Annotated in this window: 13 protein-coding genes; all 13 read right to left on the bottom strand. The window is 40.9% G+C overall.

Translation table 11 applies throughout. The features are described from left to right. Positions 1 to 195: 195 nt before the first annotated feature. The 13 genes from RMZ95_RS11835 to RMZ95_RS11775 all read right to left on the bottom strand — a co-directional run bounded on the left by RMZ95_RS11835 (position 196) and on the right by RMZ95_RS11775 (position 15,777). Complete coding sequence (locus RMZ95_RS11835; protein WP_322669978.1) at positions 196 to 1,281, bottom strand: sulfonate ABC transporter substrate-binding protein; 1,086 nt, start codon at positions 1,279 to 1,281, stop codon at positions 196 to 198. A 90-nt stretch (positions 1,282 to 1,371) separates the two neighbouring features. Then, on the bottom strand, positions 1,372 to 2,562 hold the full coding sequence (locus tag RMZ95_RS11830) for an aliphatic sulfonate ABC transporter substrate-binding protein (protein ID WP_322682432.1): 1,191 nt from the start codon (positions 2,560 to 2,562) through the stop codon (positions 1,372 to 1,374). Positions 2,563 to 3,002: 440 nt separating this feature from the next. Further along, positions 3,003 to 3,866 (bottom strand): TauD/TfdA family dioxygenase, encoded by an 864-nt coding sequence (locus RMZ95_RS11825; protein ID WP_322682431.1) that lies wholly within the window; start codon positions 3,864 to 3,866, stop codon positions 3,003 to 3,005. Positions 3,867 to 3,904: 38 nt separating this feature from the next. Beyond that, a complete protein-coding gene (locus RMZ95_RS11820) occupies positions 3,905 to 5,011 on the bottom strand; it encodes an aliphatic sulfonate ABC transporter substrate-binding protein (RefSeq protein WP_322669981.1) in 1,107 nt (368 codons plus the stop codon). Positions 5,012 to 5,373: 362 nt separating this feature from the next. Then, complete coding sequence (locus RMZ95_RS11815) at positions 5,374 to 6,375, bottom strand: aliphatic sulfonate ABC transporter substrate-binding protein (protein ID WP_322669982.1); 1,002 nt, start codon at positions 6,373 to 6,375, stop codon at positions 5,374 to 5,376. 496 nt (positions 6,376 to 6,871) lie between these two features. Beyond that, entirely contained in the window at positions 6,872 to 7,693 is an 822-nt protein-coding gene (locus RMZ95_RS11810) for a class I SAM-dependent methyltransferase (RefSeq protein WP_322669983.1), read from the bottom strand. A gap of 62 nt (positions 7,694 to 7,755) precedes the next feature. Further along, a complete protein-coding gene (locus RMZ95_RS11805) occupies positions 7,756 to 8,937 on the bottom strand; it encodes an acyl-CoA dehydrogenase family protein (RefSeq protein WP_322669984.1) in 1,182 nt (393 codons plus the stop codon). A 279-nt stretch (positions 8,938 to 9,216) separates the two neighbouring features. After that, positions 9,217 to 10,698, bottom strand: a complete 1,482-nt coding sequence (locus RMZ95_RS11800; protein WP_322669985.1) for an amidohydrolase family protein — start codon at positions 10,696 to 10,698, stop codon at positions 9,217 to 9,219. A gap of 108 nt (positions 10,699 to 10,806) precedes the next feature. Continuing rightward, positions 10,807 to 12,294, bottom strand: coding sequence for an amidohydrolase family protein (locus tag RMZ95_RS11795; RefSeq protein ID WP_322682430.1), 1,488 nt, complete (start codon positions 12,292 to 12,294; stop codon positions 10,807 to 10,809). A gap of 57 nt (positions 12,295 to 12,351) precedes the next feature. Then, positions 12,352 to 12,507 carry a hypothetical protein gene (locus RMZ95_RS11790; RefSeq protein WP_322682429.1) on the bottom strand — a complete coding sequence of 52 codons (156 nt, stop codon included), beginning with the start codon at positions 12,505 to 12,507 and terminating at the stop codon, positions 12,352 to 12,354. A 56-nt stretch (positions 12,508 to 12,563) separates the two neighbouring features. Next, complete coding sequence (locus RMZ95_RS11785) at positions 12,564 to 13,622, bottom strand: ABC transporter substrate-binding protein (protein ID WP_322682428.1); 1,059 nt, start codon at positions 13,620 to 13,622, stop codon at positions 12,564 to 12,566. A gap of 161 nt (positions 13,623 to 13,783) precedes the next feature. Next, positions 13,784 to 14,113 carry a ferredoxin family protein gene (locus tag RMZ95_RS11780; RefSeq protein WP_322669988.1) on the bottom strand — a complete coding sequence of 110 codons (330 nt, stop codon included), beginning with the start codon at positions 14,111 to 14,113 and terminating at the stop codon, positions 13,784 to 13,786. Then, positions 14,110 to 15,777, bottom strand: coding sequence for an FAD-binding protein (locus RMZ95_RS11775; protein ID WP_322682427.1), 1,668 nt, complete (start codon positions 15,775 to 15,777; stop codon positions 14,110 to 14,112). Before RMZ95_RS11775 ends, RMZ95_RS11780 begins: the two co-directional genes overlap by 4 nt. Positions 15,778 to 16,394 lie beyond the last annotated feature (617 nt).

Here is a 16,394-nt window from a genome sequence, read left to right as displayed (position 1 = left end):
TAAGTTTTAACTTTTACGTTGTCAGTCTTACTTTCAAAAGCAAGTAAGATCATAGGAAGTTATTATTTAAACCTCCTAGAACACCAACTTATGGCAAAAAATTGAGATTCTGCTACTTAAACAAATCCCCTTGTACATTTAGTAAATTGGTATTCTAGTTTGTTTAAAAAAACAAACTTCATATTTGATTATTCTCTACTTTTCACTTATCAGTGTTGGTGGAGTAATAGCTGCATATTCTTGAGGCGTGAGTAATGCTTCTTTAACATCAATTTTTTTAGGTAAGATTTTTTCGTTATAGAACAAATCAGCAACATTTTGTTGAGCTTGCATTAGTTCTGGAGTAATTCCTTTTAGCCGATAAGTAGCACGGCTAGAAATTATTTCCTGAATAGGTAGATCAATTTTGAGTACAGGTGCTATGAGTTTCGCTACTTCTTTACGATTCGCTTCTGCCCATTCACCATTTTTCTCAATTTCTTCTAAAATGATCCGAACTAATTCGGGATTTTCCTTAGCAAATTCTCGTGTTCCTACATAGTATCCGCCTGGAGTACCTATATTGGTTGCATCTCTGAGCACACGCGCACCGTGGAGTTTTTCTACCAAAGCTAAATGAGGATCGCCAGTTACCCAAACCGGAATAGTGCCTTGAATAAATGCGCCACGGGCTTCGACATTGGGCATACTCAAAACTTGAATATCACTATATTTTAAACCTACTTCTTTTAAAGCTTGGATGATAAAATAGTGAGAAGCAGAACCTTTTTGAAAGACTACTTTTTGACCTTTAATATCAGCTAATTTTTTAATTTGAGAGTTTTTCGGAACTGCGATCGCACTACCTTTACCTGAATTAGGCCCAAGTCTTCTGCCAGCCAAATAGATGATTCTTGCACCCGCAGCTTGAGCAAAGATGGGAGGCGTTTCTCCAACAGAGCCAATATCAATTTTGCCCACATTCATTGCTTCCATAAGTTGTGGCCCTTGAGCAAATTGTGACCACTCTACTTTCAAGCCCAAAGGCTCCAAACGTTTTTCTAAAACTCCTCTGACTCTAACTAAATCACCAGAGCTTTGATACCCTATTCGTAGTAGCTTTGTTTTAAAAGTTATAGTCTTAGCCCCTGCTGGCTCTGCTTTCGGAACGCTTCCTGCATTTGTGTTAGATACAGTTGATGTACAACTGATTAAAGTAGTAGATACTACAAAACCAGGTATTATAAATAAGGCGAATTGTTTGATTATTGTTGTCTTAGTTTTCACGAAAATATTAAACATTTTTGCACCTTAATTTTTGATTAACTACTGATTTAAAAGCATTAGCTAATAACGTAAATTTTTCAGTTTATGAAACTTGATTACAGTTATTTACTTATTAGATTTAATTGAATCCGGTGTGAATGCTGCATATTCTTCTGGAGAAAGTACTCCATCTTTGACATTAACCTTTTTTGGTAAAAGCCTTTGTGCATACCATAAATCAACTATTTGTTGTTGTTTTTTAACAACTTCATCGGTGATAGGTAACAGACCATATACTGCTTTACTATGAATTGTTTTGAGAGTGGGTACATCGATACCAACGTCACTCGTTTCAAGTTCTGCTAACTTATCAATATTTTTCTGCGACCAATCTTCAGCTTTGATAAACTCCTCTAGAAAAACTTTGAGAATATCAGGATGCTCTTTAGCAAATTTACGTGAGCTAGTATAAAAAATACCAATATCCTGAAGTCCTTGCCCATCTATTAATACACGACCAAGATTTTTTTGGACATTTCTAGTAATGTAAGGTTCCCAAATTACCCAAACATCGATTCCTCCCTGACTAAAAGCTACATTTGCATCTGGAGGTGGGAGAAAAAGAGATTTTACATCACTCAGTTTTAGTCCCTCTTTTTGTAATGCTTTTAATAAGACATAGTGAGCAATAGAGGCTTTTTGAAAAGAAACTTTTTTGCCTTTAAAGTCAGCAACACTTTTAATCGGAGAGTTTTTTGGTACTAAAAAAGAAACTCCTTTACCATTAAATCGAGTCGTTGCAATATACACAAGAGGTGTACCTGCGGCTTGAGCAAATATAGGTGGTGATTCAGCTGTGGCTGCGATGTCAAGGGAACCAGCATTTAACGCTTCTAAAGCTTGTGGCCCAGCAGCAAACTCTAGCCACTTGACAGTAAAATTCTTTGCCGCCAAACTTTTTTCTAGAGTTCCTTGCTTTCTCATCACTGCAAGAGAACCAAGCTTAGAAGAAACAACTCGTAACTCTTGTTTTTGGGGAGTATTAGAGACTGTTTTACTTTGAGATTGTGTACTAACTGGGGATAGTTGGTTTTGAGTATTTTTAGTTTCTTGACTACAACCAATTATGCTCATTGGTATAGTGGGAGTGCAAGCAGCAATTAATAAAGATATATGTTTAGGCTCAATTTTATATTTGGCTTCTATAAGTTTAGTATTTAGGCTAGATTCACATACTATCTTGGTATTTTTTATTTTTGATTGCAGAAATTTATTGCTAGACAAACTTAGCCTTTGCAAAGATGTGAAAAGCTCCATAATATTTTTCTAGTTAAATTTAATAATTTTCGTATTAGCGCTTTTAATGAGTGCTAATAACTCTGATTTTCAGTCTAGAGTTTATCAAGTTTGGTCTAAAAATAAAGTATTCATAAACACTTGTTTTTAACCAAAAAAATAATTTTTACTATTTTTTATTTACAAGCATAGAGTATGATATTTAGACAAGTTTTATTGGTCAAAAGTCCAGAATAACTCTTGACTTTTGACCAATAAAAGGTATATTTAAATGCCCATCAACTCAATCTTCTGAGAGGATGTCTGAGAAGTATTCAATATTTCGCTTGATCCCCCCTAGCACCCCTTAAAAAGGGGGGAACTGGAATCAAAGTCCCCCAATTTATCGGGGGATTTAGGGGGATCTACAAGTCTCGAATACAACACCAAAAAGTTTTCAGACATCCTCTGAGCTATAAATCCTAAAAGGGACGACTACCTGCAAGGCTAACCCGCTTTAATACTCGTCGTTCATTCGGATCGAATGCTTGACGATAATGTAAGGTAGCTTGATTATCCCAATAGACAATATCACCTACAGACCATTTGTGTTCGTAGTAGAACTTGGGTTGAGTTAGATGTTGCCTCAATTGTTCAATCAGTTTAGATCCTTCTTCCGGCTCTAACCCGACAATTTCCACTTCTGTGGCAGCATCCAAGTAAAGATGCTTTTTCCCACTCTCTGGATGGGTTCTAACTAAAGGATGGGGAAAGATGGGACTGATTAAAGGAATAGTTTTGTCTAAACGATACAAAGACCGGGGTGCATTCCGATCTCGCAAAAATGGGTTGTAGGTAATTAACTGCAAATCTGCAATCCGTTCTTTGGTGGCTTCATCTAATGCCTCATAAGCTAAATTGGTATTTAACCAATAAGTATCTCCACCATGAGTTGGTATTTCCAACGCATAAAGAAGCGAACCACTAGATGGGATAGGAGTCCATTTGTGATCGGAATGGAAAGTGAGTTCTCCAGTACCGGTATAGCCACCATCAACATTGGAAATCGGAATCACTACCGGAGTTTCTCCTGGTTTAGAAGCCAATACTGGAGTTTCATCAGATGGTACAAAAAGCGCGCCAAAGTATAGAGAAAAGTTCAAAAGCTGTTCATCAGAGAGCTTTTGGTCTTTGAAAATTAAGATGTGGCGATCGCGCAGAGCTGCTTTAAGTTGTAAGATAACTTCAGGTGCGATCGCTTGACTGGCATCAAGATCGGTAACTATCGCTCCCAAAGGAGCATCAATAGGCCTAATTTTAACCTTTGTCAAAGTCGAGGTAGACATCAATATTCTCCTGAATTTTAGTTTTTTCTTGGGAATAACTACTTATTCGCTAGAACCTCTGAAGGAGTAATTTTGGCGTACTCTTCAGGTGTCAAAAAACCGTCTCTAACATTTACCTTCTTGGGGATAAGCCCTAAGCTGTACCACTTATCTGCAACTTCCTGTTGTTTAGTAATAGTTTTATCAGTGATTGGTAGCAACCCATAGTCATATTTTTTATGCATTATTTCTAGAGTTGGTGGATCTAACTGAGTTACAGGAGCAAGCAGTTGTGCAACTTCTTTGGGATGATCCTTAGTCCAAATTTCTGCCTTTTCTAGTTCCTCTAGAAACACTTTGATCGCATCAGGATGAGCCTGATAAAACTGGCGTGAAGTTGAATAAAAGTTGCCAGTATCTCGCAACTTTCCACCATCTGCTAAAACACGAGCTATTTTATTTTGTACATTTCTGGTAGCAAATGGCTCCCAAATATACCAAGCATCCACCTTATTCTGACTAAATGCTGCATTTGCATCTGGCGGCGTTAAAAAAACTGATTGGACATCGCTCAGTTTTAGTCCGGCATCTTCTAAGGCTTTAACTAATAAGTAGTGACCGATAGAAGCTTTCTGGAAAGCTACTTTTTTACCTTTTAAATCAGCAACACTTTTAACAGGAGAGTTTACAGGAACTAAAAGTGAAATAGCTTTACCACTGGGGCGTGTAGTAGCTAGATAAACAAGAGGCGCTCCGGCTGCTTGTGAAAATACAGGAGGCGATTCGGCTGTAGATGCGATATCCAGTCCGTTTGCATTTAGGGCTTCTAACTGTTGTGGCCCAGCCGCAAACTCAGCCCACTGTACTTTAAAACCCAGAGGCTCTAATCGCTTTTCTAAAGAACCCTGTTTTTCTAAAACTGCTAAAGCGGAAAGTTGTTTTGAACGAACAATCCGTATTACTTGTTTCTCAGTTGATTTCTCTGTAGTGCTAGATGCAGCTACAGACTCAGGGGAAGCTGATGACTGCTGAGTGTTATTTTTGGCTTCACCACAACTCGATAAGACCGTCGATAGCATTAAGCAGTAGCCCAAAGCAAACAACAACGAACGACGCGTTGTTCTCTGGTTTTTCCTGAATTCAAACTTTCCTTTTGAAGCTGGCATAGGTTATTTTCTTTATTCTTCGAGCGGTGGTCAGAACAATTATGATTAATTGCGGTCTCAACAAGCAAAAAAACTTTTGTTTATTAATAATATAGTTGAAAACTAGACTAGTTAAATATTTTTTTTAACTGTAAACATCTATCAATAAGTCACGGTATTACTTTACGTCAAGCTATTATCAATATTACTATTAAATTATGTTAATTTATTAACAGTAAATAAAAAATTGCATAATACTGTTGATTGTAAACAGCTATAACAGTTTGTTAAATACTTCTCAACTGCATCGAAAAAATAATCCAGTGTTTGGGTCTAAATTTGCGACTGATTGCATTCATAATTATGACTTCTCTTTTAATAAATCAACTCTTAGGTTTCCATACTGCATCTTTGATTTGAAAAGTTTTAGGAATCAGCTTTTGACTGTAGAAAAGTTCAACTACCTGCTGTTGTTCAGCGACAAATTCATCAGTTATATCAAATACCCCTAAGATAGGTCGCCTTTCTAAAGCCCATTTCCAGACTCCTGGTTCTTGTCTAGTTTGCGCTGCTAACAAATTAGCAACTTCATTGGGGTTAGCTTTAGCCCATTCTTCTACTTTTCTTTGTTCTTCCAAAATTATCTTCACTAAGTCGGGATGATTTGCAGCAAAATTGCGTGTAGCGATATAGTAAGCTCTTTGGGGAGCGACATCAGAACCTTTGGCTAGAACTCGTATTTCATTTGCTCGCTCTTTGCGAGCATAAAACGGATCGCTAGTAGGTAAAACATCAACTCTGGCACTTTCAAAAGCAACCTGACTTTCTGGAATAGTTAAGTAAACAGGTTGAATATCATTGAGAGTTAATCCAGCACTTGCTATAGCTTTCAAAAGCAAATATTGCAGAGCAGTTCCTTTTTGTATGGCAACTTTCTTACCCTTGAGTTCCGCAAGAGTTTTGATTGGTGAATCCTTACGAACAATAACTGCTTGAGCGCCTGCGTTGGAGCCAGTTGCAGCAACATAAACAATGGGATTATCACCAGCTTGAGCAAAAATTGGTGGCAGATTTCCAACGTTGCCAATATCAACACTGTTTGCAGCCATTGCTTCCATCATTGGCGGGCCGCCCCGAAATTCTATCCACTTGATAGCAATACCATCAGCAGCAAAGCGCTTTTCCAAATAGCCTTGAGCTTTAAGTAGGTTCAGACCAGGTGTACCACTCTGATGACCAATGTTGATAACCTCTATTTTTTTTGAGCTTGCAGTAGTTGGCTCAACTTGGGAACTATTGCTTTGAGTGCTTGCAGAGCTACAGCCTGTAACTAACAAGAAAGTCGTAAATGCTAGCAAAAAATAACGAGCTATATTCGCAAACAACCATGACTTTCTGTAGCTTATGAACATGATTCAATGTAATTTATCGAAGTAAGTGGATATTTTTATTTTTTATTTTGTTGGACTGAATCTTATAGAGGATTCAACTTTTAAAAATGTTATATATTAATACATTTTAGCAAAGATTGTTGGTGTAGATGATTGGTTTTTAAAGACGCGATGAATCGCGTCTCTACAAGGGGGGAGTTCAATTTTTTGTACGATTTATAGATATTTTGATCCATTTTATAAAACTATTTTTATCACATTTAGGCATCAGAGGGAACAGTTTTTTAATAAATAAAAATATTTTTTGGGAATGTCTAAAATAAAAAAGAGAGTGGGTATTACCCACCCTATAACGACTCTAGGAACTGAGAATTTAAGAGTTGAAAGGAAAAAATTTAGGAAGTGGAGTGAGTAGTACCCACTCCAAGGGGGTGCTAGTGGAAGATTGAAACTTGTGAGTGAAACTCTGTCTTATTCGCGTTCAATTTTGCTAGTGCTTCCAAGCGACTAAAATTGTAGCTTTGAGTTCTTCTGTAAAATGTCCAGACGGCTCAACTGCTAGTAGCGCTTCTCTAAGATCCTTTTCAAATGCTGGGGCGTTATCGCCATAGAAAATTTTCAGAGAGAAGGCTGTAGTGTATAAATAGCCGAGATAGCTATCGACAGTCCAAGATTTTTCAAATAGCACTTCATAGTTTTCTTGACGAGCAAAAGCTGAATTGCCAATTACAACTTCATGAGGAGGATCGAGTGGTTTACGAATGCCTTGTCCTCGTTGTCCAGTCCGGCGTTCTTCACCTAGCCATTTTTTCACTACTCCAACAGCAGCTTGCTTCCAAGGTAGATTGCTTTCCCAAGGGTTATCACCAGTCTGAAGCAGTGCTAATGCACCATCATCAGTTAACAATTCATAAAGGCGTTCAAGTACTAATTCGCGTTCCATCCAGTGGAAGGCTCTACCAATAGTGGCTAACTTAAATTTTCCTAAACTAGCGTCGATGAATTCTGCGCCTTGTTGTAACCAGGTGATATTATTTGCTCCGACTGCTGCTGCTTGCCGTTTAGCTTCTGCAATCATGTCGGGATCGGGATCGATCGCTACAACTTCCTCAAATTTGGTACGCAGACCAATTGAAATTAATCCTGGGCCAGTACCTAAATCAAGGAGTCGTCCTTGACCATTGAGATTAAATATTTCGGTTAGTTTGTCGAATACAATCGGTGGGTATTTGGTTCTATATTGAGCGTAGCCCTCTGCGGCTCCCTCAAATAAACTTGGGTCGTAGGTAGGAAGTGTTTTTAGTTGAGTCATTGGATTTTAGATTTTGGATTTTAGATTTTGGATTGTAGAGACGCAATTCATCGCGTCTTTAGCTAAGAATATTGCGTGATAACGGGTAATTCATCATTGAGTACCCAATCACCGATCGCTTTCAATTTGTAATCCACAGGATCGTGTAGAGTAAAGGTTCGTAAATCCCGCCAGTAACGGTCAAATCCATATTTGGTTGCTGTAGCGCGAGTTCCCGTAACTTCAAAGATGCGGTTGGTAATATCTATACCTACACGAGTCGCTAATGCTTTAGATGCGGAAACTGCGATCGCAACTTCTCCCCTCTCCTGATGAGTCAGTTCTACATCCTTGTCCCAGGCTGCTTGTACCTTCTCGGCTGCTTTGTCGGCTAGAGCGATCGCAGCTTGAATTTCCACCCAAAAGTCACCGTAATGATGCAGAATATATGGGTCTTGAGTCGCACTATCTACCCCTGATGTAATCCACGGTTGAGTAGTAGTTTTAGTATATTCACGAGCAGCGGCGAAGGCTCCTTTAGTAATTCCTAGATAAACATTAGTTTTTGTTAGCTGGGCAATAATTCCAAGAAAAGTTGAGAAGGCACTATCATGAGGATTTGGTGGCCCCAAAATCTCATCTTTTTCTACTAGAACATTGTTAAATGTATAACTCCCGCTATCAGTGCGACGTTGCCCAATATTATCCCAATCGTGATTAGAAACTAACCCTTCCCTGTCTTTGGGAATTATGAATATGAAGGGCAATTCTACGCCATCTTCTAAAGCGGAGAATACCCGATAATCGGCAACGGAAATACCTGTACCAAAGCTTTTAACACCATTTACCCGAAAATTCTCGCCTTCTGGGTTAATCTTCAGCCTAGTATCCTTTGTATTAATTGCATTTGCCCAAAATAAGTTATTTTTAGCAGTTTCTCTATAGTATTTTTCCTTTTGGGCTGGTGTGCCAGAAACGTGACCCAAAGCCGTTAAATTGAGATGATTACCATATAACTGACCAATTGAACCATCTGCTTTTGATAGCTTTCTGACAATTTTTAAAGCATCAATCCAAGTTGCACCAATGCCGCCATATTGCTTAGGTACAATCAGTGGCAACAAACCACTTTCACGCAGTTTATTAATTTCCTCTTCTGGAACTCCAGCTTTAGCATCCCGTTCAACTGCGGATTGAGCAAGTTCCTTGGATAGAGAAGTTGCTAGGTCAACGTAATCCTTCGGTTTTGTAATATCTAGCACCATAATCAAACCGTCCTAATAATTCGTAATTCGTAATTCGTAATTCGTAATTAAGGCAAACAAAAATGCTTATGAATATAACCAGTTTCTCTGTGAAAGTGAAACAATGTCTTGTTTCATAATTTGCGATTAGACACAGAATTTAGAGAAATGTAGAGTGGGCCTTGCCCACGCTACAAGTGAACAGAGGAAATGGAACATGGAACGTTGTAATTGTCCTTTGTCATTAGTCCTTTGTCCTTTGTCCTTTGCAAATGACTAATGACTAATGACCAATGACAGTTATTTCTTAGCCGCTAGATATTCGTTGGCAGCTTTCTCAACACCTGTACCCTTGAAGAAGTCTTGATTGAGACTGGTGTACAACTCTAAAGGATGGATTGAGAGGAAGTAGCGGAGGTCTTCTTCGGTAATGATTTCGCGTTCTGCCATTGAGTAGGCGTTGGCTGTGACGGCGGTGATATCAGGCACATCCCAGTGACCGGAATCTGAACCTAAGAAGGCTTTAACGCGATCGCCAAAGGGATTAGCGGCACGATTAAAAGCTTGAGCTACACGGGTATCATCTGATTCTGTACCGAAGTAGAAATGATTCAAGAAGCGATCGCGCACATCTTCTGGTTTCTCAATTCCCGCTAGTTCAAATTCGTCGAGTTCGCCCGGATTTTCTGGCGCTAATAATTGATGGTGAAATCCTAAACCGTCACCAATTTTATCTAAGCGTCCGTCTACAAGTTCGCCACCGTAGCGAGTATATAACTCTACTAATGCTTCTTTGTCGATAATAGCAGGATTGTTATTTGATAACAAATGTTGTTTGTTACGGGTTTCCCAATGCCAAATAATATCAGCGTAGAGACTAGCACCCCAAGCCGAACCACCTTCTAAGAAAGCAAACTTTAATTGTGGGAAGCGGCGGGTAACTCCACCAAAGAACAGCGATTTGCATAATGCTTCGGCTGCAAAGGCAAAGTGATTAATGTGATTATACTGGGCGTTGGTGACAGAACGCTGAGTTGTCCAACCTTGGCTAGAAGCGTGAGTTGTGGGTACAACTTTCAGTTCTACGCACTTCGCCCAGAATGGATCGTAGTCATACTCGCTATCTAAACCAAAGTTATCAATCCAAACCACTTCGTTAGCAACTTCTTTGCCGTACTTTTCAAAAGCAGGAATTGGACGACGAACATAACCGGGGATTTGAATTGCTTTGAGTCCCAGAACATTCACGGCATATTCCAACTCTTCAATCCCTTCTTCGGGAGTATGTAGGGGAATGGCGGCGATGGGTGTTAATCGGTCAGAATAAGGACGGAAAATATCAGCATGGTAGGTGTTAACTGCCCGACAAACAGCCCGCCGCATTTCTTCGTTGCCGATATTCGGGGCCATTGTTGCCAAATTGGGATACACAACGGCAAAGTCTGTACCTGCTTCTTGCAAGCGTTCGTGCAACAACTTAGGCAAGCTAATGGTAGCCAAATTCAAAGTATTTTTGGTCGGACGACCCCACCAGTTAGGGCGATTAGTGCGATAAGCAAAACGTTCTTCCCAACTTTGCTTGTACCACTTAAAGCGAGAAGATCCTGGTAAATTCTCTTTGAAACGTTCAACAAGTGCAGTTCCACCAACTTGCTCTAAATAATCCAAGACTGCTGGTTCAAATTCTTGGGTATGTACATCGGTGTCAATTATCGGATAACCTAGTTTTTCCCGAATTTGAGCAGACCTGGTTTTTTGTGGGCGGTCTAGAGCGATCGTCATGATAGTTTACCCTCATCAAATGTTTATAGGGATTGGCAAAGACGCCACTAGCAAAGACGCGATAAATCGCCGTCTCTACAAAGGATTGATTATTGTACAGACGGCGATTTATCGCGTCTCTTTTGCAGCCAAAAATTCATCTGCTGCTTTCTCAACAGCCGTACCTTTGAAGAAATCACGATTGAGGCTGGTGTACAACTCCAAGGGATGAATTGACAGGAAGTATTGCAAATCTTCTTCGCTGATAATTTTGCGTTCTACCATTGAATAGGTATTAGCAGCGATCGCAGTAATATCAGGTACATCCCAATGACCGGAATCGGAACCCAAAAAGGCTTTAACACGGTCGCCATAAGGATTAGCTTTCCGGTTAAAGGCTTGAGCTACACGGGTATCATCTGATTCTGTCCCGAAGTAGAAGTGATTCAAAAAGCGATCGCGGATATCCTCTGGCTTGGTAACTCCTGCAACGGCGAATTCATCCAAATCACCTGGTTCTAGGGGAGATAATAAATCAGCGTGGAAACCTAAACCACTACCTAGCCGATCCAAACGACCATGTACTAATTCGCCACCGTAACGGGTATATAGTTCTAGCAATTCTTCGCGATCGATATTGGCGGGATTGTTATTTTCCACCAAATGGTCTTTATTGCGAGTATCCCAATGCCAAATCAAATCGGTGTACAAGCTAGCACCCCAAGCTGCACCTCCTTCCAAGAAAGCAAACTTGAGTGTGGGGAAGCGGTGAGTTACACCACCAAAAAACAGAGATTTACATAGTGCTTCCCCAGCCGATGCAAAGTGACCAATATGGTTGTATTGGTAATTGCTAATGGAACGCCGATTAATCCAGCCCATACCGGAAGAGTGGGTGGTGGGTACAACTTTCAGTTCTACACACTTCGCCCAGAAGGGATCGTAATCATATTTACTATCCAAGCCAAAAGTATCAATCCAGATGGCTTCGTTGGCTACTTCTTCGCCATACTTCTCGAAGGCGGGAATCGGGCGGCGGATATGTCCGGGAATTTGAATTGCTTTGAGTCCCAGCACTTTCACCGCATATTCCAATTCTACGATCGCCTCTTCAGGCGTATGCATGGGAATAGCGGCAATGGGTGTTAAGCGATCGCTATAAGGACGGAAAATATCAGCGTGATACGTGTTAGTTGCACGACAAACAGCCCGCCGCATTTCCTCATTGCCGATGTGTGGTGCCATCGTTGCCAAGTTAGGGTACACAACAGCAAAGTCTGTACCAGCTTCTTGTAAGCGTTCGTGCAACAACTTTGGCAAGCTAATGGTAGCTAAATTTAGGGGATCGTTAGTGGGACGAGTCCAGAAAGGAGGGCGGGCGGTGCGGTAAGTGCGGCGTTCATCCCAAGATTGCTTGAACCATTTAGAGCGAGATGCACCGGGTAAATGCTCTTGAAAACGCTCTGCGATCGCAGTTCCAGCAACTTGCTCTAAATAGTCCAAGAATGCTGGTGGAAATTCTTGGGTATGTACATCAGTGTCGATGATGGGATAACCCAGCTTTTCCCGAATTTGAGCAGACTTAGTTTTTCTGGGACGGTCTAATGCAATAGTCATAGGTTCTACCTTATTTTTCAATTGGATTGGGTAGATAGTACTGATTAAGAAGGTTGTCTACTTTCTTCTTACCAGCATTTTTTTGAAGAAGTTGAGATTTTTCTTTACATCTAATGTGGCGAGATTAGTAAAGGCAAAATCTCGAAAATCAGCAAAGCTGCTCGTATCCTTCTCCACAAACTTGTATATATTAGCTGCAACAGCAATATTCATAAAATCTTCCTCTAAAGTGAGGAGTATTTTTGTGTAACAAGCTCAGACAGATAAAATTAACGAGGCTGTTCTTTAGCAACCCAATCTGTTAATTTAAAGTCGGATTTTGCTAAACCTTGCGAGACTAAAAATTTCTTTGTCCCTTCTAAAAGTTTCACGCCTTCGGCTGGTAATGGTTCTTCTGATACCTGTTTGAGTGGGAATGATACTTTTATAATATCGAGGGGATATTTAGTAGTTTGAGCATGATACTGATAATATTCTTCAGAATTAGCTTTTAAATCCTTGGCTGCTTCTGTGAGAATTCCGTTAAATTTTTGGGGAAAATCAGGTTGTTTCGCCAAAAAGCTTTCGGTTGCAACAACTAATGATGTCCCTGACAAACCCTGATGATTTGCTGAAGAATCAATCACTGGAAATCCTTGTGATTTCAAATAAGGCCCCAAATCGCTAGAGGTTGCATAAGCTGCTACATCACCACGTTCTAAAGCCGCTTTTGCCTCAGTAGTCATCAAGTGAACAACTTTTACATCTTTGGCAATTTTAGCTTCAGCTAATAGACCCAGCAGGTATCTATGCATATAAGAACCTTTTTGAGTAGCTATTTTTTGACCTTTCAGTTCAGCAAGCGATCGCGCACCATTTTTTTTCGCCACTAACCAGGCGGTTGTATTAAATTGAGTAATTCGCAGCAGTCGCGTTTCCTGACCCCTTGCTCTCAAAATTATGGCTGGTGTATCGCCTAAAGAACCAACATCTAATTGTCCGGCAACAAGCGCCTCATTTAGATCCGGCCCGTTAGGAAATCTTGCAAAAGTAATGTTTTTAAATCCTGCTTTTTGCAACTCCCGATCTAAAATTCCTTTTTTCTTTGCCCAACCAAGTGGCCCTGTCGGTGCTGAACTACCTACATAACCTATACGTAGTGTAGAAATATTATTGGATGCAGCAACAGTGTTATTGACATTAACAGCCTCAATGGATTGAGCAGATTTAGTTTCGCCTTGGCTACATCCTGTAGTAACTAACAGTAGGATACAAGCCACAGAGGTTGATAATCTGGAAGTAAATTTATTTTTACTAATAGAACCTGTTACTACTGAAAACGACAGCATAACTTTTTTCTCCGCCGTACTATACGCGGTGTACAACTTTCTCTCAGACCTAACCCCCAACCCCTTCCCTAGAAGGGAAGGGGAGCAGGAATCAAAGCCTCTCTACCTGCGGGGGAGAGGAATGGAAGCGGGGTTCTAAGGATAAGTTGCACATCGCGTTACTATTTCATCTGCTTCAAAATTTGGAATGTTTCATCGGCTTTTGCTGTTGAGGTGCGTTTATGTCCCCAACCAATGTTTTCCCGGTAACTACCCAGTAGCCCTACTTCTGCCAATTCTGCCTCGTTAACTGAAGCCGTCACATCGCTTTCTGGTGCAACATAAAGAGCATCAACTGGACAATACAATTCGCACATATAACAGGTTTGGCAGTCACTCTGTCGAGCAATGGTTGGCGGTGCATCAGGTACGCGGTCAAATACGTTGGTTGGGCAAATATTCACGCAAATATTACATTTTATGCACCGCGACTCGCTGACCAACTCAATCACACTGCTGCTCCTATTTTGGATTTTAGATTTTGGACTTCGACTTCGCTCAGTCGAGCGATTTTGGATTGGAAAATATCTTCTGCATTCAGTAAAGGCTGAGTTTTTACCCAGACTCGATCTAATCCGCCACTAATCAAGTGATGTTGCTGGTTAGCATCAAGTTCTGGATAGTCTTGATGTTTGTGCATACCACGAGTTTCTTTACGTTCAATGGCACTGCTGTACATCCATCGCGCTGTGGCTACCATTGCCGCAGCTTCTCGCGCCCTGGGAAGCTCTTTCTCTGATGTTACCTGGCTACTGCGAAGTTCTTGCCAAAGATGATTTAGCTTACTCAAAGACTCGGTTAAGCCTTGTTCTGTACGGAAATAGTTCTTTTCGTAGGGGAATACTTCAGCTTGGACTGCTTGAATAATTTCGTCAGTTGCTAAGGAGCGATCGCTTCCACTTTCTAATCCTACCTCTCCAACACCCTTAACTTGTCGTTGAGTTTTCTGTTCTCCCAAATTACGGCTATATTCAGCAGCCGATTTCCCCGACCAATAGCCAGAAGATATTGCCCAAGCCGCGTTATGACTACCACCGCCAGTAAATCCGCCACAAATCAGTTCGCGTGTAGCGGCATCTCCAGCCGCATAGAGTCCTCGTACAGAACTGGCACAACTCTCATCTACAATCCGAATTCCCCCCGTACCGCGCACAGTTCCCTCTAGGCGCAGAGTTACAGGAAAACGTTGAGTAAATGGATCGATACCCGCACGGTCAAAGGGTAAAAAGAAGTTGGGCTGTGCTAAACGCATGGATGGCCGCATTGATTCTGCGGCTTTGTCTATGATGGCGTAAACTGGCTGTTGCAGTAATGTCTGGGCTATTACTGAACGTCTATGAGAACTTGCCCCTGGAATTACAGTACCGTCTTCGTAGGTGAAAGTTGCCCAATTATAAAACAGGGTTTTGGTAACTGAAGAAAAGGCGGGAGAGATGCCATAAGCATTGGAGAATTCCATACCCGACATCTCGGCTCCGGCTTCTGCCGCCATCAGATAACCATCCCCCGTCAGGACGTTGCATCCTAACGCTTTACTGAGAAATGCACAGCCACCTGTGGCGATAATTGTGGACTGCGATCGCACTATCCATTTCTCACCAGTTTGACGGTTCACACCTGTTGCACCAGCAACAGCACCATCGTCATCAACCAGTAATTCTAAGGCGGGGCTGTTGTCTAAAATCTTGACTCCAGCGCGTTGAATTTGCCGCCGCATCAGCCGCATATACTCCGGCCCTTGCAGCGATCGCCGGTAGGGTTTACCTTCATCGTCGGTAGGGAAGGGATAACCCCACTCTGCTAACTGATTGACGTTTGCATAGGTCTGATCCAGTACTCGATCCATCCAGTTGCGATCGGATAAAAACCCACCCAACGACTCCCGACTCGCCTTTGCAGTTTCTCTTGCTTCGGGATCGGGTGGCACGTACCACACACCATTTCCAGATGCAGCAGCGCATCCAGTTGTGCCGCAATATCCTTTGTCCACCAAGACAACTTTAGCTCCACTTGATGCAGCACTCCATGCCGCCCAAGTTCCAGCCGGCCCACCTCCAATCACAAGTACATCTGCTTCTAAGTCGAGTTCAAAATCGTTTGTTAACGTCTTTAGCATCTACCATTTCCCTCCATCAATAAACTCTTAAGCATCAAGTCTTCACCCCATCCATGCTGCAAAATAAATATTTAAAAATCTAGAAATTGCGATCGCTTAATACAGGTTCTATAGCAACAGTCAAGGTGGTTAGGACATCAACAGACGATAAAACTTAGATACAAAAAGGCTTTTCACCCAGTCCCCAGCGATGCACTGAGCTTGTCGAAGTGTCCCCAGTCCCTTGCTATAACTAGCTTGACATTGATTAAATACTTTATCTTGATCGATAAACCGTAGTTTTTGACTTAATAAAGTCTTTCACAGTTTTCGGCAAAAAGCAAGCATTTTACCAAACAACTTCAAACGTAAATTTATGTAAAATCAACGGAATTATCTTTCTCAAGAACTTGCTTTGTAACGTATTTTGTGTAACGATCGAATTTTAGTTCATAAGATACTTAAATTCGATAAGTTTGCCGTAGTTTAATAAATTTTTCTAAACGGTTTTGTCTAGATAGAAAAGACACGAAATTGAATTGTCTTTGTCTTGCGGCACTAACATTCGCTCCCTTAAGACTCAAGAATCCCCGGACTTTTGATTAAACGAATGTAAGTCCTGTTTTTATTCAGTCCGG

The organism is Nostoc sp. DedQUE07 (assembly GCF_034530975.2).
In the GTDB taxonomy this organism is placed as follows: Bacteria; Cyanobacteriota; Cyanobacteriia; order Cyanobacteriales; family Nostocaceae; genus Nostoc.
This window is presented reverse-complemented; position numbering and strand designations above follow the sequence as displayed.